This window comes from Parabacteroides caecihominis (assembly GCF_023656785.1).
GTDB classification, from domain to species: Bacteria; Bacteroidota; Bacteroidia; order Bacteroidales; family Tannerellaceae; genus Parabacteroides; species Parabacteroides segnis.
This window is the reverse complement of the sequence record NZ_JAMOKS010000012.1, coordinates 34,212-56,782: the sequence shown is the minus strand read 5'-3', so window position 1 is coordinate 56,782 and position 22,571 is coordinate 34,212. Positions and strand designations below refer to the sequence as shown.

18 protein-coding genes and 1 pseudogene are annotated in these 22,571 nt (G+C 42.6%); 10 read left to right on the top strand and 9 right to left on the bottom strand.

Annotated elements, in window-relative coordinates:
- The first annotated feature begins 5 nt into the window (after nt 1–5).
- Nucleotides 6–608 (top strand): hypothetical protein, encoded by a 603-nt coding sequence (locus NBH14_RS11805; protein WP_186959457.1) that lies wholly within the window; start codon nt 6–8, stop codon nt 606–608.
- Between the two features lie 374 nt (nt 609–982).
- On the top strand, nt 983–1,744 hold the full coding sequence (locus tag NBH14_RS11800; RefSeq protein ID WP_222622096.1) for a helix-turn-helix domain-containing protein: 762 nt from the start codon (nt 983–985) through the stop codon (nt 1,742–1,744).
- A 433-nt stretch (nt 1,745–2,177) separates the two neighbouring features.
- Here the strand turns inward: NBH14_RS11800 and NBH14_RS11795 are convergent, their stop codons facing one another.
- The 9 genes and pseudogenes from NBH14_RS11795 to NBH14_RS11760 form a co-directional block, all read right to left on the bottom strand.
- Nucleotides 2,178–2,525 carry a HesA/MoeB/ThiF family protein gene (locus NBH14_RS11795; protein WP_186959458.1) on the bottom strand — a complete coding sequence of 116 codons (348 nt, stop codon included), beginning with the start codon at nt 2,523–2,525 and terminating at the stop codon, nt 2,178–2,180.
- 41 nt (nt 2,526–2,566) lie between these two features.
- Nucleotides 2,567–3,694: an AAA family ATPase gene (locus tag NBH14_RS11790; RefSeq protein ID WP_186959459.1), complete on the bottom strand. Its 1,128-nt coding sequence runs from the start codon at nt 3,692–3,694 to the stop codon at nt 2,567–2,569.
- Between the two features lie 124 nt (nt 3,695–3,818).
- The gene (locus NBH14_RS11785; RefSeq protein ID WP_186959460.1) at nt 3,819–4,865 is read right to left on the bottom strand and encodes a glycoside hydrolase family protein; all 1,047 of its coding nucleotides are present in this window, start codon (nt 4,863–4,865) and stop codon (nt 3,819–3,821) included.
- A 29-nt stretch (nt 4,866–4,894) separates the two neighbouring features.
- Nucleotides 4,895–5,023: pseudogene (locus tag NBH14_RS28805) on the bottom strand (glycoside hydrolase family 95-like protein); the annotation flags it as partial.
- Nucleotides 5,024–5,130: 107 nt separating this feature from the next.
- Nucleotides 5,131–7,359 (bottom strand): glycosyl hydrolase family 95 catalytic domain-containing protein, encoded by a 2,229-nt coding sequence (locus NBH14_RS11780; RefSeq protein WP_186959461.1) that lies wholly within the window; start codon nt 7,357–7,359, stop codon nt 5,131–5,133.
- A gap of 253 nt (nt 7,360–7,612) precedes the next feature.
- Nucleotides 7,613–8,404, bottom strand: a complete 792-nt coding sequence (locus tag NBH14_RS11775) for a gluconate 5-dehydrogenase (RefSeq protein ID WP_009859644.1) — start codon at nt 8,402–8,404, stop codon at nt 7,613–7,615.
- Nucleotides 8,405–8,528: 124 nt separating this feature from the next.
- Nucleotides 8,529–9,371 (bottom strand): 5-dehydro-4-deoxy-D-glucuronate isomerase, encoded by an 843-nt coding sequence (kduI, locus tag NBH14_RS11770; protein WP_009859645.1) that lies wholly within the window; start codon nt 9,369–9,371, stop codon nt 8,529–8,531.
- 27 nt (nt 9,372–9,398) lie between these two features.
- A complete protein-coding gene (locus tag NBH14_RS11765; RefSeq protein ID WP_186959462.1) occupies nt 9,399–10,619 on the bottom strand; it encodes a DUF2264 domain-containing protein in 1,221 nt (406 codons plus the stop codon).
- A gap of 7 nt (nt 10,620–10,626) precedes the next feature.
- The gene (locus NBH14_RS11760) at nt 10,627–11,829 is read right to left on the bottom strand and encodes a glycoside hydrolase family 88 protein (RefSeq protein ID WP_186959463.1); all 1,203 of its coding nucleotides are present in this window, start codon (nt 11,827–11,829) and stop codon (nt 10,627–10,629) included.
- Nucleotides 11,830–12,053: 224 nt separating this feature from the next.
- On the opposite strand from NBH14_RS11760, the gene pstC reads away from it, so the two are divergent.
- The 8 genes from pstC (at nt 12,054) to NBH14_RS11720 (ending at nt 22,561) form a co-directional block, all read left to right on the top strand.
- Entirely contained in the window at nt 12,054–13,241 is a 1,188-nt protein-coding gene (gene pstC, locus NBH14_RS11755) for a phosphate ABC transporter permease subunit PstC (protein WP_186959464.1), read from the top strand.
- A gap of 7 nt (nt 13,242–13,248) precedes the next feature.
- Nucleotides 13,249–14,136: a phosphate ABC transporter permease PstA gene (gene pstA / locus NBH14_RS11750; protein ID WP_009859649.1), complete on the top strand. Its 888-nt coding sequence runs from the start codon at nt 13,249–13,251 to the stop codon at nt 14,134–14,136.
- Nucleotides 14,137–14,267: 131 nt separating this feature from the next.
- Complete coding sequence (gene pstB, locus NBH14_RS11745) at nt 14,268–15,020, top strand: phosphate ABC transporter ATP-binding protein PstB (RefSeq protein ID WP_128134463.1); 753 nt, start codon at nt 14,268–14,270, stop codon at nt 15,018–15,020.
- Nucleotides 15,021–15,055: 35 nt separating this feature from the next.
- Entirely contained in the window at nt 15,056–15,730 is a 675-nt protein-coding gene (gene phoU / locus NBH14_RS11740; protein WP_010800601.1) for a phosphate signaling complex protein PhoU, read from the top strand.
- An 84-nt stretch (nt 15,731–15,814) separates the two neighbouring features.
- On the top strand, nt 15,815–16,396 hold the full coding sequence (locus NBH14_RS11735) for an RNA polymerase sigma-70 factor (RefSeq protein ID WP_250817456.1): 582 nt from the start codon (nt 15,815–15,817) through the stop codon (nt 16,394–16,396).
- 95 nt (nt 16,397–16,491) lie between these two features.
- Complete coding sequence (locus NBH14_RS11730; RefSeq protein WP_186959466.1) at nt 16,492–17,496, top strand: FecR family protein; 1,005 nt, start codon at nt 16,492–16,494, stop codon at nt 17,494–17,496.
- 143 nt (nt 17,497–17,639) lie between these two features.
- Nucleotides 17,640–20,927: a TonB-dependent receptor gene (locus NBH14_RS11725; protein WP_186959467.1), complete on the top strand. Its 3,288-nt coding sequence runs from the start codon at nt 17,640–17,642 to the stop codon at nt 20,925–20,927.
- 20 nt (nt 20,928–20,947) lie between these two features.
- Nucleotides 20,948–22,561, top strand: a complete 1,614-nt coding sequence (locus tag NBH14_RS11720; RefSeq protein ID WP_186959468.1) for a RagB/SusD family nutrient uptake outer membrane protein — start codon at nt 20,948–20,950, stop codon at nt 22,559–22,561.
- Nucleotides 22,562–22,571 lie beyond the last annotated feature (10 nt).

Sequence of the window (22,571 nt, the reverse complement as noted above, 5' to 3'; positions counted from 1 at the left end):
TAAATATGGATATAAACAATGGAGCCATTCAAGGAAATCCTATTAAGTGTAATTTATCAATAGTAAATCATGAAAATTGCATTCTAGACAATATACTTGTATCTTTTATAGCAGAAAGAGGAGAAGGAGTAATATCATATAATAATATATTATATAAGCAAGGTGACGAATTTGAGTATAACTTACAAGCATTTCCTAAGTTAGAATTCGAATATATACCGCTTATGTCTGGAATACAAAGTTTATCATTTACAATCAAAACAAACACAGATTTATTAACCAAAACAATAGAATTCGAAGTTATCAAACCTTATTTAGAAGTAGAAATCCCCAATTTGCCAGAATTCATTAACACTCATGAAGAAAGTAAAATGAGATTGATAGTTAAAAGTAATCTCCTAAATCTGAAAATAACATCTAATTTTACTAAAGGATCAGGAACGGTTCAATTCAATAAGGATTTATTATATGAGACAATGAATATCACTCAAACAGAAAATATTATCACTATTTGTCCAAACTCAAAAGGGGAAATTAGAATTGATTTTTATATTTTCAATGATTTTGGAAGTTCCAAACATTATATAATTGAGTGTTTGTCAATATAATATCCTATATAAAATATAGAATTCAAAAAATAATATCAAGATTCATACTTTTACCAATTTATTATATTATAGTTTTTTGATTTTTATAGTAAAACACATTTTAGATTATAAGCAAGTTTTCATTTTGAATATAATCTACTGAGTTGAAGATATCTTGTTCTTCAACTTGGTAAAATGCAAATTTTTCATTTATATTTCTAATATATTTCATAAATAACAATTGAGTATATTACAAATATAATACAAGAACAACAATATTCTACTACACTTTTGAGTAATAAAAGGCATTTTTATAACAAACATCTTCACACAAAACATCTGAGAACAAATTTATATTTGTATATTTACAAAAAAATACACAAAAGAAAAAAAAGATGAATAAAATCAATATAAATAGTTTTTTCTCGCCAATAAACAAACCTAAAATTGATGATAATTTAATCGATAAAATGAAAAACAGTATGGATATAATCGACAGAATGGCGTGTATCTTAAATCAATCTTTATACGTAATAGATTATCTAAAACAAAATTTCATATATATTTCTCCTAATAAACTTTTTTTATGCGGATATACTATGGAACAAGTGAAAAAATGGGGATATTCATTTTACACCAAAGTAATTCCAGAAGTCGATCTAAATAGATTACTTGATATTAACAAAGCTAGATTTGATTTTTATTATAAACTTCCCATAGATAAACGCTATTTATACACAATTGAATACGATTTTGATTTAATCAATATCAACAAAAAAGTAACTAGAGTAAATCAAAGGCTAATTCCTCTTATCATTAATGAATATGGAGATCTTTGGTTAGCACTTTGTATTGTAACCCCATCATATTCAAAAGAAAAAAATAAAACAATTATAAAAAGTATACATACAGGAGAACAACTCATATACCAAGCAAAAATAAAATCGTGGTATAAAAACATTTTACAACCACTTACAGTAAAAGAAAAACAGATTTTACAATTCTCTTCAGAAGGATACACAAATACAGATATTGCAAAAAAATTATCCTTAAATATTAACACTATAAAGTTTCACAAACGAAATATATATCAAAAATTAGATGTAAAGAATTGTGTTCAAGCAATTTCAGTTGCATCACATTGGGGATTACTTTAAAATAATTTTCTCATAGACCAATAGATCTATTATAATAAGATTATTAGAACAATGCGTAATAAAATTGTGGGATTTTTTTTTGTTTTCCTGTTTAAGACAATATCAACTATTACTCTAGTGTACATTCCAGATATAATAAATGATCCTACCGACAACTGCAGAGGAGGCATAAATACTGTATATCAAGATACTGATCCAAACATTGTTCCATCCATTCGGTAGATATTCCTTGTGCATTCAAGTTTTGAATAATATAATTCACCACATTTACCTCGAACTTATTCACGTTTTGAAGTTGACGAAGTGAATAATCTTTATCGAGAAAAAACAAATCCACTCCATCCCAAATTATAGGGATGAAGGACTTTTACCCCCATATCTATACAAAAATCATCAAAAAGAAAAGGAATATTAGATGTAAAATCCAATGCATTTAAGCAATATTAACACCCTTAATATAATCTTGCAGATTATTTTTATTCAAAAAAACATTTTCCACTTTTATATTAGCTCCAGGGTTAATTTCATATAACCTCTTCAATAGAGACTCAGTCTTACTATGCCCGATATTGTCCATTATATAATTTTGTCGGTTTAGATTACTAAGTTCTACAGAATCTCCATCTATAATAGTTAAATTTTCAAAACCAATTCTTAAAGCACATTCAGCAATATAACTACCCAAGCCAGCACCTGCTAATAATATTTTAGTTTGTGCAATCAGGTTTTGTTCTGTCTCATTTATATATATATTATTACGCTTATATCTTTCATTTTCCATACTTATTAAGCCCATTTCACAAACTTTGTTTAAATAAATTATTACATACGTTTCAGCCACAAAGAAAAGAAACGGTCATAAACCATATAAAAGACCCCTTCTTTGGTTACAAAATCCTTTTCCAACAGGCCTTTTAAAGCAGATTGAACCGAACTGCTCGACGGTAAACTATATTTATGGATAAATTTCCCGGAAGTCAATGCAGTCGCTTTTCCCTCCTTACAAATTGCAATCAGCAACTCTTTTTGCTTTTCCGGTAACTGATAGAGCAATTCCGAATAGGTAAACGAATAAGAATCCAGGATAAAATGTACGGCTTGTTCAATCATCTCCTTATTACAAACCTCACCGGGGGGAGTTACAGCAAAAAGGATATTCAATATTTTCTGAAGATACCAGGTAATTCCTTCAAAACGATCATACAAAGAAGCTACAACCTCCTCATCTATATCCTTTTGAGCCATTCTGAAATGATGCCGGGCAAATTCGATATATTTTTGCTTATCAATAGCTGCCAAATGAAGAATCGACACACTCTGATAAAAAGGACGGGCCGGGCTGATAAACATTTCTCCCATCAGATGACGCTGAGAACCGGCAAACACAAAGCGGGCATTAGGACAATGCTGAATATAGGTACGGAGCAATGCTTCCGTATTCTTTTCCGGATATTGAGCGACTTGCTGAAACTCATCGATAGCAACAATACAAGGTTTGTCTGATAAGGAAAGATAATGAAATATCTCATCCAACGTCGTCTCCGGTGATTTGACATCTCCCAACTCTATATTCCATTGAGGCATACCGGACATATCAAAGGTAAATCCAGCCTTCAACGATGTCAGACTATTGATGAACAATTCCCACGCCTTCCGTCCCTTAGGTTTTAAAGCAGTAAGAATAACTTTTCCCAATTGAAAAACAAACTCGCGGAGTGTCTTCGTTGCATAGATGTCGATAAGAAAAGTATAATAATGATCTTTCACCTCTGCCAATTGAAAACAATGCTGAATCAATCCGGTCTTTCCCATACGGCGGGTAGAAATGATAGCCACATTATTCTCGTTCAACAGCCAGCGAAGCAACTCTTCCGTTTCCTTTTCACGATCACAGAAATATTCGGGAGCAATATAGCCGCTTGTTACAAATGGATTATTTATCAAAAGCATACAACAACCTTTTTATGCAAAGATAATTATTATCTTATAATAATCATTGTAACATAATCTATATTTTAGGCAAAATACCTTTATACTCCAATTCAAGAACAAAAGAACTTACAAACTCATCTATTTAATCAACCGACAAGGGAATAACGATATTACGTGCCTCCTGTCCGTCGAAACCCGTGTGAGTTCCATTCATTGTGGCAAAGAACATATAGGCAGGCATACCGTTTATAAACAGGATAAAAGGACGTTCCATATTTCCCATTTCCGTTGTCCGACCATCCGCCCAACGTATGGTCTTCGAATAGGCTTTTGCCGGATGACAAACTTCCCACTGAATGCAATCCTTAGAACGTGCCAAAACACCCCCACCCTGCTCGCCGGTATATTCACCGCGATGATCTTTAAAGGTTGCATAGAAATAAGAGCCCTCTTTCCACAAGAAAGGATCTTCCGCCTCCCCTTGAACAAAAACCGGTTTCTTTTCATTCAAAACCTTTAATGGGCTATCCGGAGACTCCGCATAGGCAACCCCAAGGTGCATCTTCGAGTATTTCCCTTCTCCTGTATGAGCACGCCCTTTAAAAATCATATAAACATGCCCATTCGACAAGATTTCCGGAGCTGGGTTGGATGCCAGGTAACTATAAAACGTATTGGGTTCTACATCCAAAGAAGGTTTATCCGGTCTTTGCCAGGGACCATAAGGAGAGTCGGCAACAGCAATTCCTATCCGCTTGTTGAAGCGGGAAGAGATGCACCATTTACTTTGAAGAGTCAATTCTTTATCCGACGGTTGCATATATGGATGTCTCGTTCCTCCATAAAACAGATAAAAACGTCCTTTATGTTTCCGTATCTGAGGATTATAGGTAGAACATCCATCCCAATATTGCGCACCGCGAGGCCCCAACGCTACATCATGAAAACGATAAGGTCCTTCCGGACGCTCTGAAACTGCATGAACAATTTCTCCCGCAATCATCCATCCCGGATGGAACTTGTAACTTTTAGGTACACGGGTAACATACATATGATACATGCCTCCGTCTTCTACAACAGAAGCCCCCCACACCCAATAACCGTCCATCTGAAAACTTCCTTCCATCGGTGCCGGAAGCATCTTCTCCATCGAGAAACGACTTTGTTGACCATACGATGTATGAATCATACAACACAGTAAAAAAAATAATAATCCTTTCATGGCTTTTCACTTAAAACTGACATCAACGTATAAATTTGTTTGTTGTTCCATTTCACTGAAACTTCAAAGTTCCCACGAACCAACATTCCTTTATAAGTACCCTTTGCCCAAAAATCAGGCAAAGCCGGTAGTGGTTCGTAACAAAACCTTTCTCAACATATATTTCTATTTTTATGTTTTCAATTTTTTGAGTCTGTTAGTCTATACAACTAAAAAAACAAACTCAAAATACTTACTTACCGCCTTTCACTCCCCAGTAGTTCATTTCGGACTTCGCTATATTACAAGACCCTACTTTTAAATCTCTATCGGAAGATCTTTTATACAGGACAGCCGTTTCTCCTTTTTCCAAAAGCAACTGTACAGTTCGATCGTTTAGGCGCTTCACTTTTGAGGCAGGCAATGTGCATTGCAGGTTCTCATTACTTCCCAGGTGAACGATACAAGGTTCACCGGCAAGACTGGTTATCTCTATTTTACGGGTTTGTCCTCCCTTACGTATGGCACTGACCGTGAAAGCCCCTTCTGCACGCAAATCAGAGAACGAAGCATCTTTCCAGCAATCAGGCATAGAAGGAAAAACACTGATACCATCGCTACTTTGCAACAACATCTCCTGCAAGGCACGAGCAGCAAAGAGCGAACACTCTATGACCGGAGAACCCTCTATATACATGGTGTTGGGCATCACAAAGCGTTTGTTGTTATGATGCGCTTTCAATTGTTTATAGGCATTGTTGCCATCTTTCATCGTGGAATATAGTAAAGAGGCAGCCGCATTCGACCAACCGTATATCTGCTTGCCATTCTCCACTGTAAGCCAGTGCAACAAGGAACGTTCCACTATCTCTCTGTTTTCTGGCTGGTCGGGAGTCAGCAATCCGAAAGGCCAAACCATAAGCAAATGAGACCAGTGCCTATGCGACTTTTCAAAAGAAACCGTAGCACCAATCTTAAACCCATTTTCATCGGTAGGATAAGCTACCAGATTGTTTAATATCCATTCCCATTCCAACGCTAAGGGGTCATTTAATGCGTATCGTTCGTTCAGGTACAACAAAGTATGGCAAGCCCACCTCAAGATGGAAAGATTGTAGTTGTTATTACTGTCCCCTTCTTTGTTATATTCGGGTGAATGCAATACTGGAAGATGTAGCTTGCCATCCTCTCCCTTTTTCAGAAGATGACGATACAGATTTACACTCTGTTTCAACAGCGAAAAAAAGGCATGTGCCGTACTATCTGTTATCAGACGTTCGTTCATTGTATAGCGATACTGCATCCAGTAGAGGTGCAATGCCCAAGTAAAGTCTCCCGGATTGATGTAACGATCCGGGGCTTTGTCTCCATTCCCCCTCAACCCTTCATAACAAGTGGTGTGCGGAGTGGTAGCGCAATTATCTACACCCCAAATATCCTTTGCATTTCTCACAAAGTTAGCTCGCTTTGTATCAATGAAGTTTGTAAACGACTTGCTCAACTCCGCATGATTTGCCGTGAAAACAGGGTAATAGGCCACTTGAATATTCAGATTCCACCACACTCGCGGCCAATTGGTCTTTCGGTTCCAAGGTCCTTGCAAATCCAAGACGATACCATCTTCACGAATAGCACTTCCATATTTATACATCTGAATCCAATAGAATCCCTCTATCTGACCATCTGGAACAGACAGGAAACTCGCTGGATAAAACGTATGCCACCACTGACGATGTTCTTCTATCCTTGTTTCCGAAAGAATCTTATTCACAGAACGAATTGTTTCAAGAGCAACAGCCTTGGAATCATTTGAAGGGTAAGAATCTGCGACGGTTGCCATAAAAGAAGAATTGGACATACTTAGGTTCTGATGTTGCCAAGCAACCGTATAGGTACCGCCTGCATTACGTATCTGTTCACTATACTCTATTCCATCCTCTTTCCCTTTATTGGGAGGGGGATTATAAGGTAAATTTGTGAAATGAGCAGTATCCCACCTCACAATAGCCTGCGCCCCATCCCATGTAAATGCAGCAACTTCACTTCCCTCAGTCTTTATATCGACTATCAAAACCGGACGATTAGCATGTACATAAGCTGTAAAAGAGATTGTACCTTTATCCGTATGAATATCTCCCAAGATTTCAGCATTCCAGAGCGAAGTCCGCAAAGATCCCTGACGGATTGTACCCTTGGTTCGCAACAAGAACCCTCCCATCAAGATTCGTCCGTTGTCATAACGATGGTCTGTCACATCGGAACGTCCCATTGCCAATCGTAAGGTGTTACAGTCTTCTTGATAAACAGTAGTTCCGATGAGTCCATTTCCGATAAAGGCCCCTTTATCAAATTCCTGTGGAAGAAGTTCCCAAATCGGATCGTGGCGTTGCAAAAAGGTTGCCCAGTCAATATGGTCTGTACCTGATGCAAAAGAGATCATAAATTCTGATAAAAACACAAATACAATTAATATCTTCTTCATAATAAATAGACTTTTATTCGATAATATTCCTATTCTATATTTCTCACACAAAAATAACAACTATCAATCTGTGACAATTGCATAAAAAGATATTATTATTGCACAATCTTATCCCATAAAAGAATCAATGATTTTGACAGTTTAAAACTATTCCATCCGGGCGAAAATAAAAATCCTTCCGAAAGAAAACTGAATTTCTCTCGGAAGGATTTTTTTATATCAGTAAGACTGATGAGCCTTTATCCGGTATTTATCAGGGTTGTTTTCCGATATAAGCCAGGATACCGCCGTCTACATATAATACATGTCCGTTTACGAAGTCGGAAGCATCGGAAGCCAGGAACACAGCCGGTCCCATCAAATCTTCCGGAGTTCCCCAACGGGCTGCCGGAGTCTTCGCGATGATGAAAGAATCGAACGGATGGCGTGAGCCGTCCGGCTGAGTTTCACGAAGCGGGGCCGTTTGCGGAGTTGCGATATAACCCGGGCCGATACCGTTACACTGGATGTTATATTGACCATATTCGGATGCGATATTACGTGTCAGCATCTTCAAACCGCCTTTTGCAGCCGCATAAGCAGAAACCGTTTCGCGTCCCAGTTCGCTCATCATCGAACAGATGTTGATGATTTTTCCGTGACCTTTCTTTATCATAGAAGGGATAACGGCTTTAGAAACGATAAACGGAGCGTTCAGGTCCACATCGATTACCTGACGGAATTCGGCAGCACTCATTTCGTGCATCGGAATACGTTTGATGATACCGGCATTGTTTACCAGGATGTCGATAACGCCTACTTCTTTCTCGATCTGGGCAACCATTGCATTTACCTGCTCTTCGCTTGTCACGTCGCAAACATACCCTTTTGCTTCGATTCCTTCCGCCTTGTAAGCAGCTATACCTTTATCCACCAGTTCCTGTTTGATATCGTTGAAAACGACCTTTGCACCAGCCTGAGCAAAAGCAGTAGCCAACGCAAAACCAATTCCGTAAGAAGCACCTGTTACAAGTGCGACTTTACCTTCTAATGAAAAATTTACCATAATAAATAATGTGTTAATGTGCCAATATGCCAATGTGCCAATAAACGCACAAGCAGTTAACACTGTTTTTTTTATTTATAGCAACGGGGAATTGGCACATAGGCACATTTTCCCCATTGGCATATTATTTTAAGTCCGTAATTTTAGAGAAATCCTGATCGCCATAGTCCAGGTTTTCGCCGCCCATACCCCAGATAAAGGTATAGTTGTGCGTAGCAGCTGCACTGTGGATAGACCATTCGGGAGACAAAACAGCCTGGTCGCCCTTCATCCAGATATGGCGGGTTTCATCCACCTCACCCATAAAATGGCAGATGGCCTGGTCTTCCGGAATATCGAAATAGAAATATGCTTCCATACGACGGCTGTGAACATGTGCCGGCATTGTATTCCATACGCTACCCGGTTTCAGTTCGGTCATACCCATCTGCAACTGGCAGGTAGGCAATACCTGATTCACGATCATCTTATTGATGTTACGGTCGTTCGACATTTCCAGTGAACCCATAGCTGCAACAACGGCATCCGCTTTCGTCACCTTCTTATCCGGATAATTACGATGAGCCGTAGTCGAGTTGAAATAGAACTTAGCCGGATTCTTTGCATCCTTGCTTTCAAAAGTCACTTCACGATCTCCCGAACCCAGGTAAAGAGCTTCCTTAAAATCGAGTTCGAAAGTGGCATCGCCGGCTTTTACAATACCGGGACCACCCACATTGAAAATACCCATTTCACGACGTGTCAGGAAATAAGGAGCTTTCAACGGATCAATCGCTTCCAGTTGCAACACTTCGCCGGCAGGCATGGCGCCCCCGACAATCATACGGTCGTACATGGAATAAACCATGTTCACTTCATTCGGCGCGAAAACTGTTTCGATCAGGAAATCCCGACGAATACGTTTCGTATCATATTGCTTGGCATCTTCCGGATGCGCAGCATAGCGCAATTCATAATTTGTTTTCATATCAATCGGATTTATTTAGTTATTATTTTATTTCAATGCATGATCTGCCTTTACATCGCTTTCACCCTTCCAGGCACGCAAATTCGTCCATTCGGTGTAAGGGACCGACCAAAATTCGTCTGTAAGCGGCAAGCCTAGTGGCAACAAACCGACAGCACAAAGATATGTGCTTCCCGTATTAATATAAGACTCAGACATATCAATTTGTTCACCAGTGAAACCTACACGCAACCAACCGTTTGCATCAAAGTTCTTCGGTGATTTCATTACGTTACGGATAACAGCAGTCATTGCACAGCGAACCTGGGCCGGTTTTACCCGCTCAGGCAGTATATGCATCAAACCGGCCTGTGCCAATGCATGAAATGCACCGAAACGATACACGATAGAACGGCCTACTACCGGGAAAGTTCCTTCCGGCGAGATAAAACGTTCCAGCTGTTCCGCATAGCGTGTATGACGGGGCAATTGTGTTTCCAGAAAGTCAGCACCTTCGATATTATGTTTCTTCATAGTCACCAAAACGTCCGTCAACATCGGGTGAATAACGAAACTATTATAATAATCCATGTGGAAAGCAGGACCGTCACCATACAGCGCATCTCCTTTATACCATTCGTCACGGAACTTCTTGACACCATACGTCAGGCGGTCCATATCGCATTCGCCGGTAAATTCCAGCAAAGCGGCCTCGACCATAGAAGCAAACAACAGCCAGTTGTTTTCCCAAGGCTTGATGGCACGGCTACGTTTAAATTCCGTAATCATCCATTCCTTCGCCTGCGGGTCCAGGTTATCCCACAGCTGGGTTCTGGCACGCAACAATCCCTGAGCCAGGAAAGCGGCATCCACCAATGGCTGATACGGTTTTCCGAAGACCAGATAATCGGGAGAATCCGGGTTTACAGCATTCTTCAAGCCTTTCACTGTCAATTTGATATATTTATCACGCAGTTGTCCTTCGGGCGTATTGTCCGGACCCAGTTCCAGCCAGGGAGCAATACCGCATACCAGACGGCCTACCGCTTCCAGATGAGCAAAATCACTTCTGTCTTTCGATAAAGATTCGTAAGGCATATTCTTTTTCAACGTATTGTTGCTCAGGTTTGTCAATACCGGGTCAGCAATACGGGTCAATGTTTCTACCCAAAAGGCACGGTCCTGGGTACCGTTTTGCTGCGCTTTTCCTGCGAAAGAGATGCAGAGGCAGCAAACTAAAATAGCGGTTGTTTTCAGAAGATTTGTCATAATGGCATTATTTTTCAATTAGTTTCTTTAAACGCATCAATGCTTCTACATAATAATAGTCAGCATAACTCAACGGAACATCCACTTCGCTGTTTCCGGGGAAATGGCCGGTGGAATGCATCAAAGCAAAATTACAGTTCATTCCTTTCGCAGCCAGATATTCGGGGGTTGTCAGAGAACGAACCTGCTGTTCTGCAAAATCGAGGTAGCTTTTTGCTTCTTCGCTCTTATCCAGTTGGCTCAGTTCAATCAGTGCAGAAGCCATAATAGCCGCGGCAGAAGCATCTCTCGGCACATTCGGGATACCCGGAGCATCAAAATCCCAATACGGAACCTTGTCTGCCGGCATATTCGGATTGTTCATGATAAATGCCGCAATATGTTTAGCCTGATTCAGATATTCAGGTTTGCCGGTCTCGCGATACATCATGGTGAAACCATACAACGCCCAAGCCTGTCCACGGGCCCAGGCTGATTCGTCGGCTGCTCCCTGGTGGGTTTGTTTCTTATGAGGAACACCGGTTATCGTATCGTATGAAACCACATGATAACAGCTATAATCGTCACGGAAATGATTATTCATTGTCTTGTCGGCATGAGAAACAGCCATTTTATAAAAGCAGTCGTCACCGGATGCTTTGGAAGCCCAACTGAAAAACTCCAGATTCATCATATTATCAATAATAACCGGGAACTGCCAGATTTTTTTATTGAAGTCCCAGGAACGGATAGCTCCCACCCGCTCGTCAAAACGAGTCGCCAGCGAATTGGCACCGGTCAGCATCACCTCTTTATATTCCGGTTTGCCGGTCAGGCGATAACCGTTTCCATAACTGCAATACAGCATGAAACCGACATCGTGGCTGTAAGTGATATTCTTCACTTCTTCCACACGGTCCGTAAACATTTCGGCATATTTCTTTAATTCCGGAGTCGGATTGTTTTCGTACAGATACCATAATTCACCGGGGAAGAAACCGCTGCACCACCAACTATAGTCGCTTGTTTCCAGTTTTCCGTCCTTTCCGATTGCTTTGGGAAGACGGCCTTCCTGGTTTTCCAGGTCTTTAGCCATCAAAAGGGCCTGTTCGGTCGATGCTTTCAAACCACGGTCAATCACATCAGCAAGGGGTTCTTGTTTGGGTTGCGAATCACACGAAGACAACAACACTGTGAACGCAAACACACCATACGAAAGAAATTTGTTCATGATAAAAATAGGTTATTAAGTTTTTAAGTTTGTGGCAAATATACATGTTTATATTCTAAAAAACGACATTGCGCCACGAAAAAGGCAAAAAACACAGAATATAAAGAGCTTCCTTCTCCCTGTAACAAAAACGAAACACCAATGTAATATTTACTTCAAAGCGTCTTAACCCATTCTTAATACATGTTACCTTACTTTGCACTCAGAACAAAGAGGTTAATGACGTGAGAAAGTTTTTTGAAAAAATTGTAGAAGGAGGACTATTAATCAGCGGAGGTGTAACCAGTTTCACGATTCTGTTGATTGTCTTTTTTCTTTTTAAAGAAGCATCCGGCCTTTTCAACAGTCCGGTAGTCGAAGAGGGATACGTGCTTGCCGTGAATAAGAGTAACGATGTGAGTCATCTATCACCGGAAACAATCATGGATATTTTCGATGCCAAAATAACCAACTGGAAAGAGGTTAACGGCAAAGATGAAGAAATCCTGGTCTTTCGTTTTTCCGACCTGACGCAATATTACAGTGAAGAGGAATTGGGAGATGAATTTCAGTACGTTCCCGATAAAATCAGCGAACTCGTCAGCAAAGAGCCGGGAATCATCGCATTCTTTCCTCAGCAATATCTGGCGAAAGACTTCGGGGGAACCGTTCTTCCCGAAGAGAAAATATCGCTTTCCGACTTCTTCGCCGGCACCAAATGGTACCCGACCTCTGCACCTGCTCCTATCTTCGGATTGATACCCCTGTTGCTCGGAACATTGCTGGTCAGTATCGGCGCCATTGTTCTTTCGCTCCCTTTCGGTATTGCCGTTGCCATCTACCTGGCAGAAATCGCGAATAAACGGACCCGGGAGATACTGAAGCCGGTTATAGAATTGCTGGCAGGGATTCCTTCAGTCGTATACGGTTTCTTCGGATTGGTTGTAATCGTTCCGCTCATACAGAAAGGACTGAACCTTCCGGTTGGAGAAACAGCCTTTGCCGGCAGTGTCGTTCTGGCCATCATGGCGTTGCCGACCATTATCACGGTTGCCGAAGATGCCATGCGCACCACGCCGCGTGCCATGAAAGAAGCGAGCCTGGCCCTGGGAGCAACCCAATGGCAAACAATCTATAAGGTAATCATCCCCTATTCCATATCCGGTATCACATCGGCAATCGTCCTGGGTATCGGGCGGGCAATCGGAGAAACAATGGCAGTCCTGATGGTAACAGGAAATGCGGCCGTTATCCCGACCTCCTTCTTTGAACCCGTACGGACCATTCCGGCAACCATCGCGGCAGAACTGGGAGAAGCACCTGCCGGAGGAGCTCATTACCAGGCATTGTTCCTGTTAGGGGCAGTATTATTTATCATTACACTACTGTTAAGCATTACGGTAGAATACATTTCATCCAAAAGAAAAATGTGATTAAGCTATGGCACCTGTTCAAAAGTTAGGCAATGTTGACACAAAGAAACGGACTTCACAGAAAGTTGCGTTCGGTATATTCACACTTCTCAGTTATCTGGTTGTTGTCATTCTTTTCCTTATTCTCGGTTTTATCATTATCCAGGGAGGAAAAGTAATCAGCTGGGATTTCCTGACGGAAGCGCCGGCCGACGGGATGACTGCCGGAGGTATTTTCCCGGCGATTGTCGGAACACTTTATCTGGTATTGGGTAGCAGCCTGATTAGTTTCCCGATTGGAATCATGAGCGGCATCTATATGAATGAATATGCGACAAACGGAAAAATAATCCGTTTCATCCGGATTATGACCAATAACCTGAGCGGTGTACCGTCAGTTGTATTCGGACTATTCGGAATGTCCCTGTTCGTCGTTACCCTGGGGTGGGGAGACTCCATCATCGCCGGTTCGTTTACCCTGGCACTGATGTCTTTACCACTGATTATCCGTACAACGGAAGAAGCCCTCAAAAGCATCGACGATTCTTTCCGCCACGGCAGTCTGGCACTGGGAGCAACCAAGCTACAGACCATTCGCAGGGTTGTATTACCGATGGCTTTTCCAAATATCATTACCGGATTAATCCTGTCTATCGGACGTGTATCCGGCGAGACGGCTCCTATCCTGTTTACCGTTGCCGCTTACTTCCTGCCCCAGCTGCCGGGAAGCATCTTCGACCAGTGTATGGCCCTGCCCTATCATCTGTATGTCATTTCCACCAGCGGAACAGACATCGAAGCCTCACGTGGAATGGCCTACGGAACGGCTCTGGTACTGATTGCAATCGTATTAATCGTAAACTTACTGGCCAATGCGCTGAGAGGCTATTTCGCCAGGAAAGTAAAAATGAACTAAATAATATGCCAATAGGGAAATGTGCCAATATGCCAATAAAAGAAAAGCTAACATTTCGCCCCCTGTTGATACATTTTTCATCGGCATATTGGCACATTGGCATATTAGTATATTGATAAATTATTTATATTATGATAAAGATTGATGCTCAGAATGTAGATTTCTATTATGGCGATTTTCATGCCTTAAAGAATATATCTATGCAAATTGAAGCAAACACGTCGGTCGCCTTTATCGGACCGTCCGGTTGTGGTAAATCCACCTTCCTGCGCTTATTCAACCGGATGAACGACCTGATACCCGACACGCACATGGACGGAAAAATCCTGATTGACGGAAGAGATATTTACGGTAAAGGAGAAAAGGTCGACCTGCTCCGGAAAAATGTGGGTATGGTATTCCAGAAACCGAATCCTTTCCCGAAAACAATCTTTGAAAACGTTGCCTACGGGCTCCGGGTAAACGGGATAAAGGACAATGCTTATATCGAAGAGACTGTTGTCAAAACCCTCAAACAGGTTGTTCTTTGGGATGAAGTAAAGGATAAACTGAAAGAATCGGCTTTCGCCCTGTCCGGCGGCCAGCAACAACGTCTGTGTATCGCCCGTGCATTGGCCATATCGCCTTCCATTCTTTTAATGGACGAACCGACTTCGGCATTGGACCCGATCTCTACCGGTAAGATAGAAGACCTGATACATGAACTAAAAAGCGAATATACTATCGTAATCGTTACCCATAATATGCAACAGGCTGCCCGTGTCAGCGACAAGACCGGGTACTTTTATCTGGGGGAACTGATAGAGTTCGATAATACACGTAAGATATTTACCAATCCGGAGAAGGAATCGACTCAGAATTATATTACAGGACGGTTCGGGTAATTGAAAATTAAAAATTAAGAATTGAAAAATTATATATGAAAGTCATAGATCAGGAGATTGCCTCCTTAAAAAACAGCATCAGCGAGATGTGGGCATTGGTCCACCAACAGTTATATAATGCCGGCGAAGCCATGCTAACCGGAGACAAGGAACTGGCCTACAAAGTAATCAGCCGCGAACGCCGAGTAAATGCGTTCGAACTGAAGATAGACAGCGACTGCGAAGATATCATCGCTTTATATGCTCCCGTTGCCGTCGACCTGCGCTTCGTTCTTGCCATGTACAAAATCAATACGAATCTGGAACGCCTGGGAGACTTCGCCGAAAGCATCGCCCGCTTTGCCGGAAACCTGCCGGAAGGTGTTCCCGTCGACCCGCAACTGATAAAGGATACCCGGGTGGAAGAAATGTTGCAGGAATTGCTGAGTATGCTTACACTCAGCCAGGAAGCATTTGAAAAGGAAAGTTCAGAAATTGCATCACGCATCTTCCTGAAAGATAACCTGATCGACGAGATCAACCATAACTCGACCAGGATCATTGCCGATTACATAGAAAAGCATCCGGGAAGTGCCCTGGTCGGCCTTTACATGGCCGGAGTCATCCGCAAAATGGAACGCTTTGGCGACCACTGTACCAACATCGCCGAAGAACTGATATTCTATCTGGATGCCAAGGTAATGAAGCACATCGGAAAGACAGAAAATTAAAATAGGCATAAATAAGATTTGTGTTTTACGTTTCTATCTTGTAATATTGTATCCGTTAAAGGGAGCAATATCTACAATACTATCGTGGAGATTCATGAAACAGAATTAATAGCCGGTTTGAAAAGTGGGGAAAGCAGAGCCTACCGCACTTTATTTGACAACTATTATCATCTTCTATTCCGTATTGCCTGTCAATATGTAAGGGATGATACAGTAGCCGATACCATCGTCGGTGATGTATTATCCCATATATGGGAAACACGCGAATCACTCCATATCACCTCTTCACTGCAAGCCTATCTGGTCTGTTGCATACGTAATTATGCAATCAATTATCAAAAGAAATTATTTGCAGACCGGGAAATCAGTATCGACGATTACGAAGAATACCCGGAAGCTATTCTTCAGGGACTGTTCCTCTCCGACGAATATCCGTTGGGACAATTGCTAGAAAGAGAACTCAACGAGCAAATACTCCTCGAAATCAATAAACTTCCCCGCGAAACCCGGCAAGTTTTCATCTTTAGCCGGATCGAAGAGTTGGCTTACGACGAGATCGCAGATAAAGTAGGCATCTCGGTTAACACAGTCAAATACCATATTAAACAAGCCCTGTCTACCCTCCGTACTCGTATGAAAGGCTATTTATCTTCCATTTTGTTCTGATACATTTCAATCCAAAATCATTTTTTTGAAAAATATTTCATTTTTCACTACCCTCGCTCTACCCGTATGTTGTCTTTAGGGTAAGAAGCATAAAAATGGATCAAAATAAACAACAAGAATACTACGACGAGCTGATCACCGGTTATCTGAACCGGTCGCTTACTCCTGAGCAGGAGAAAGAACTCAGCCGTTGGGTCGCAGCAAACGAGTCTCATAAAAAATATTATTATGAAATGACCGAGCTGTGGCTATCTTCCTATGATAAACAACATAAAAACAGAAGAAAGAACGAAGCCGTATACCGCCGTTTTGCCGAACAGGCCGGATTCAGAAAACAAAAATATCTGTTCCTACGGGAATATACCCGGATCGCAGCGGCTCTGCTGGTCGGAGTTTTCCTGGGTACTACCGGATTATATCTGTTCAATCAGTCTAACAGACAGGACGAGCAGGCAATGATACGGACCATTGAAGTGCCGCTCGGTTCACGAAGCCGCCTCCAACTGGAAGACGGAACCATAGTATGGCTGAATGCCGGTAGTAAATTCAGCTGTCAACCCGGATTCTCACAGAAGAACCGACAGGTCACACTGGAAGGAGAAGGTTATTTTAAAGTGGCCCGTAATGAAAAGCTGCCGTTCATCGTCAATGCAAAAGAAATCGACGTGAAAGTACTGGGTACAAAATTCAATGTCAAAGCCTATTCCGACGATCAGGAAATAGCCGTTACCCTGGCTGAAGGTTCTGTGAACATGATAGACAGAGCAGCCCCTGCCAATTCCGTCATTATGGAACCTCAACAGCAAGCCGTTTATAACAGACTGACCCAAAAGACAGAAGTTAGAAAAGTTTCGACAGACGCAATCTGCCAATGGACAACAGGGGCCCACTTCTTTAATGAAGTCAGTTTTGGAGAAATCGCCGGACAGTTGGAAAAAGCCTTCGACGTAACCTTCATTTTCCGGAATCCGGAACGTCGGAAACTCCGCTTCTACGGAGAGTTCCGCAGCACGGATACGCTTAACGACATTCTGACGATTATGTCTTCCAGTGAGAAATTTACTTACAGACGAAATAACAATATCATTGAGATATATTAAAATAGTTGATAATTAAAAAAGAAAGGAGAATCACGAAAAGAAAAAAAGAAAGCACAAAAAAGAGCCGGAAAATGTTCGCACCATTTCCCGACTCACGAGTTCATTAAAACTTAATAATTAAATTCTAATCACATTACAAAAGTATGGAAAACATTCTTTATAAAGAAAGAAAAATCACGCTAATTGTTCGCAACCGGTTCTATGTAGCCTGGTTATGTATGATACTTTTCGCAACAAGTATGCAACAGGCGTTCGCAGCATTACCACAAAATCAAAAGATCACACTGAATCTTCAAAATGCCACGATAAAAGAGGCTTTTGAAACAATCAGAAAACAGAGCGATTACATTTTCTTCTTTGAAACCGGCGACGTGGATACCCGGCAGAAAATCAGTCTGCAAATAAGCAGCGAATCCATTAACGATATTCTGAATCAGGTACTGAAAGGAAAAGGCCTGAAATATGAAATCAAAAACAAACACATTATCATCAAACCGGACAAGACACCGCAACCGGCTCAATCCTCCCGACAGTCGGGAACGATCAACGGCGTTGTTACCGATGAAAAAGGGGAACCGATCATCGGAGCCAACATCATGGTCAAAGGGACCACGAACGGTACAGTCACAGACTTGGACGGTAAGTTTGTCATTCAGGCATCTCCCGGCGATATCCTGGAGATCAGCTATATAGGCTACAACCCTTTGCAGATAAAAGCCGGCACACAAACTTCCCTCTCCATCAAAATGACGGAAGACACACAGAACCTGGAGGAAATAGTTGTCGTTGGGTATGGTACACAAAAGAAGTCAGACCTGATCAGTGCAATCACTTCAGTACGCGGAAAAGAGCTGGCCGAACAACCGGTTCCCCGCGTCGACCAGCTATTACGCGGCCGTGTAGCCGGGATGCAGGTCGTTCAATCAAACGGAACGCCGGGAGCCTCATCGAGTATCCGTATCCGTGGCGGCAACTCACTTTCAGCTAGCAACGAACCGCTTTATGTAATCGACGGTTTTATCGATGCCGGAGACCTGAATTCCCTGAATCCGAATGATATCGAATCCATTGAAGTACTGAAAGATGCTACATCCACTGCCATTTACGGAGCCCGCGGTTCAAACGGTGTTATCCTGATCACGACCAAAAGGGGAAAAGAAGGTAAAGCACAGTTTGACGTGGAAGCATCCTACGGCTGGCAAAAGTTACCTAAAAAGATAGACTTGCTCTCTACCGGAGAATATGCTTCTTATCTCAATAAAATTGCCCGAATGAACGGGACCACGGTACCTTATGACGACCCGTCCAAAGTTACAGGCGTAGACTGGCAGGACGAACTATTCCGCACTGCTCCTGTTTATAATGTAAACCTGTCAAGCAGCGGTGGTACGGAAAAGATCAAATACCTGATCTCGCTGAACCATTTCGATCAGGATGGCATCATGGTCGGTTCCGGTTTTAACCGTACGACTTTACGTACGAATGTAGATGCAGAAGTCAATCCCTGGTTCAGTCTTGGCACAACAGTCAGCCTGTCACGCGAATTCAGCGATATATCCACACTCCCGAGCGATTATTCATTAGCTGTTTACGGAATAGGCATGTCGCCTATCGGAACGGCATTCAATCCGGACGGTTCATATAATTATACCGAATCCAGCCGCCCGCTCGGTCGTAATCCCCTCGCAGAAGCCTTGCTACCTACGGATGAAAAGAATACTTATTATGTATTGAACAACTCTTACCTGCAATTCAAGATAGGAGAACATTTCACCTGGCGTTCTACATTAGGTATCAAATGGAACTACTGGCGTGAAGATTATTTCTCTCCGCGTAAAGGCTCTTATCAGGAAAAAACCAACAGTGCCAAGGCGACTACCCTGCAAACACAGGACTTGCTGACAGAGCATACATTGACCTATACACTGAAAAAGGAAGTACACTCATTTTCTGCCCTGGGAGGTTTCACCGCGCAAAAAGGCTACGATAAAGGGTTATCTACCGAAGTCTCGAACTTTGCCAATGATATCACCGGATTCTATGACCTGAACTCCGCCCAACTGAAAAACTCGGTCAAATCAGGTTACCACAACTGGGGATATATGTCCTGGCTTGGACGTATCAACTATTCTTATGACAATCGTTACCTGCTGACAGCCGTAGCACGTTACGACGGATCATCCCGTTTTTCTCCGGGAAACAAATGGGCATTTTTCCCTTCCGTTTCCGTCGGCTGGAGAATTACGGAAGAAGATTTCATGAAAAGCCAGCAGGTTGTGAACGATCTGAAACTCCGCCTCAGCTATGGCCGTGTCGGAAACCAGGCTATCGATATCTATTCAACCCAGTCGCTCTTCTCATCCGGCAGCACGATCCTCGGAGGTCAGGAAGTTGTTACTTACACTCCGAGCAAAGTCCCCAGCAAAGATCTTACCTGGGAAAAGACAGACCAGTTCGATGCCGGAATTGATTTTTCTTTTTTCAACTCCGTCCTGACCGGTTCGCTCGACTATTACCATAAAAAGACCAGCGACCTGCTATGGGAGATATCCGTTCCTTCCTACATCGGACAATCCACCCAGTTGCAGAATCTGGGATCGCTCTCCAACCAGGGAGTTGAATTATCATTGAATGCTTCCCTTATAAACAAGAAGGATTTTCAGTGGGATATGAACTTCAATATCTCGACCAACCGCAGCAAGGTACTGAGCCTTGGCCCGGACCAGGAAAAACCGGTAGGAGAACATTGGGGCGGTTATTACAGCAGCATCCTGAAAGTAGGATCACCCGTCGGACTGTTTTACGGTCAGGTATACGAAGGTGTACTGACCCAGCAGGATATCGACGCAGGAAACCTATCCGCCCGTCCGGGAGATCCGAAATTTAAAAATATTCCCGATGATCCGAACAACTCTACCGTTATCGGTAATGCCAATCCGGATTTCTTCGGAGGATTAGGCACAACAGTAGCCTATAAAGGAATATCCCTAAACGCCTTCTTCCAGTATTCGGTAGGCAACGATGTGATGAACCTGAACAGTGCCTATTTCCTGCCGGGTAATGCCAACGTAAACTGCTACCGCGAACTGGCAGAGAAGATGTGGACTCCTGAAAATCCGGACACAGACGTTGCACGTCCTGGAAACAGTTACATCTACTCCGTCGATTCACGCTTCGTAGAGAACGGAAGTTTCCTTCGTCTCTCTTCGCTGACCCTGGCGTATGATTTACCCCGCAACCTACTGCAATACATCGGCCTGGCTTCAGCCAGAGTATATGCAACCGGCAACAACCTGTTCAATATCTGCAACTACCGCGGATACGACCCGGAAGTCAGCCTCTACTCCACCAGCCCGATCCTGAAAGGATACGACTGGGGACAATATCCGATGAACCGTTCATTCTCCATCGGACTTAAATTCACTTTGTAAACCTATAAAATGATTGAAAGATGAAAAAGTATAATATCCTTCTGATTTTATTTATCCTGTTCACTACAGCCTCCTGCTCCGGGTTGCTGGATGAAGATCCGAGAGGAGACGTTGCTGGTAGCAACTTCTTTACAGATGAAGAGAATGCTTTATCAAACATAAATGATCTCTACAATGCCTTCGGGGATGCAAACGTATATAGTCGCCAGGCAATGATGGTCATGGAATTCGGCACAGACCTGGGAACACGTTCCCCTAGCGATAACTGGCCGACACTCGACCCGATAGCGACCTATACGCACGATGCTTCCGCCCAACGTATCTGGTGGGTATGGCGGGATAGCTACAAGTATATCCGGAATGCCAACCTCTCGATCGCCAGTATAGAAAACATGGATGCTTCCCTGTTCAAACATGCCGGAAAAGAACGGCTGCTGGCTGAAGCACGTTTCATCAGGGGATTCCTTTATTTCCACCTGACAAACTTTTTCGGCGATCTGCCGGTCATCACCGAACCTGCCGAGGATTTGAATTCACTGTTGCATCTTTCACGCACACCCGCCAGCCAGATCAGAAAAGAGATCGTACTGGCAGATATGCAATATGCCGCCGACCATTTACCGGAATTCGACGAGTACAGCAGCAATGATGCCGGACGTATCAGCCGCAGTACAGCAATCGGCATGATGGCAAAGGTCTACCTGTTTGAAAAGGATTACGCCAAATGCGCCGAACTCTGTAAAACTCTTTATTCGGAAGGTAAGCGGGGTTTACTGAACCAGTATGCCGATGTTTTCGATTCAAAATACAATAACAGTAAGGAAAGCCTTTTGGCTATCCAGTCACTGATAGAGAAAAAAGAATCGCCGGCACAGACCACTTGTTACGGTGATTTCACAGAAGATGACGACAGTCCGTATAACAATGGCAGTGCCATTGCCCCGTTACTGCCTTTTGCCTCCTACTACGTACCGAAAGAAGACCAATGGTATGATACGGAGAATGACAACCGGTGGGGTTTCAATTTCCGCCTGGCTTCCGAATCCAAATATAAGGAGTTGATAGACGGAACAGGCACATCAGCCAAACACCTCGGTGCCGGTATCAAATACAAAGGGGAGATTGTCCGTATGCCATATATCGTCAAATTCTGCGATGTAAACAACCGCCGTCCGGACCGTTCGGGTACATCGCTAAACTTCCCGATCCTGCGCTGGTCAGATGTACTACTGATGTATGCCGAAGCGCTGAATGAACAGGGAAATACAGGCGAAGCATTCACTTACATCAATGAAGTCAGAAAACGTGCCTATACAAACAAAGACAATACCCTCAATCCGGGTTGGGAACTCAAAGGACTTTCACAAAGCGAACTGAAAACGGCAATCCTGAAAGAACGTGCATTGGAACTTTGCTTTGAGGGACACCGCAAATTCGATCTTTCCCGTACCGGGACACTTGAGGCGGCGATCAAAGGTGTCACTCACCTGGATGATATCGAATTTCTATTCTCCGAGGCGTATTATCCCAAAGAAGCTGCCCGCAACGTGCATAGCTGGCATCGCCTGTTCGGAGTACCGACAAGTGAGATAACATTAAACAGTAACCTTCTTCCCCAGAATGAAGGTTATTAAACACCATTAT

Bases quoted from the DNA above. Each gene is read 5' to 3' on its own strand.
- NBH14_RS11805 (WP_186959457.1), top strand. From the start codon at position 6: ATGGATATAAACAATGGAGCCATTCAAGGAAATCCTATTAAGTGTAAT.
- NBH14_RS11800 (WP_222622096.1), top strand. From the start codon at position 983: ATGAATAAAATCAATATAAATAGTTTTTTCTCGCCAATAAACAAACCT.
- NBH14_RS11795 (WP_186959458.1), bottom strand. From the start codon at position 2,525: ATGGAAAATGAAAGATATAAGCGTAATAATATATATATAAATGAGACA.
- NBH14_RS11790 (WP_186959459.1), bottom strand. From the start codon at position 3,694: ATGCTTTTGATAAATAATCCATTTGTAACAAGCGGCTATATTGCTCCC.
- NBH14_RS11785 (WP_186959460.1), bottom strand. From the start codon at position 4,865: ATGATTCATACATCGTATGGTCAACAAAGTCGTTTCTCGATGGAGAAG.
- NBH14_RS11780 (WP_186959461.1), bottom strand. From the start codon at position 7,359: ATGAAGAAGATATTAATTGTATTTGTGTTTTTATCAGAATTTATGATC.
- NBH14_RS11775 (WP_009859644.1), bottom strand. From the start codon at position 8,404: ATGGTAAATTTTTCATTAGAAGGTAAAGTCGCACTTGTAACAGGTGCT.
- kduI (WP_009859645.1), bottom strand. From the start codon at position 9,371: ATGAAAACAAATTATGAATTGCGCTATGCTGCGCATCCGGAAGATGCC.
- NBH14_RS11765 (WP_186959462.1), bottom strand. From the start codon at position 10,619: ATGACAAATCTTCTGAAAACAACCGCTATTTTAGTTTGCTGCCTCTGC.
- NBH14_RS11760 (WP_186959463.1), bottom strand. From the start codon at position 11,829: ATGAACAAATTTCTTTCGTATGGTGTGTTTGCGTTCACAGTGTTGTTG.
- pstA (WP_009859649.1), top strand. From the start codon at position 13,249: ATGGCACCTGTTCAAAAGTTAGGCAATGTTGACACAAAGAAACGGACT.
- pstB (WP_128134463.1), top strand. From the start codon at position 14,268: ATGATAAAGATTGATGCTCAGAATGTAGATTTCTATTATGGCGATTTT.
- phoU (WP_010800601.1), top strand. From the start codon at position 15,056: ATGAAAGTCATAGATCAGGAGATTGCCTCCTTAAAAAACAGCATCAGC.
- NBH14_RS11730 (WP_186959466.1), top strand. From the start codon at position 16,492: ATGGATCAAAATAAACAACAAGAATACTACGACGAGCTGATCACCGGT.
- NBH14_RS11725 (WP_186959467.1), top strand. From the start codon at position 17,640: ATGGAAAACATTCTTTATAAAGAAAGAAAAATCACGCTAATTGTTCGC.
- NBH14_RS11720 (WP_186959468.1), top strand. From the start codon at position 20,948: ATGAAAAAGTATAATATCCTTCTGATTTTATTTATCCTGTTCACTACA.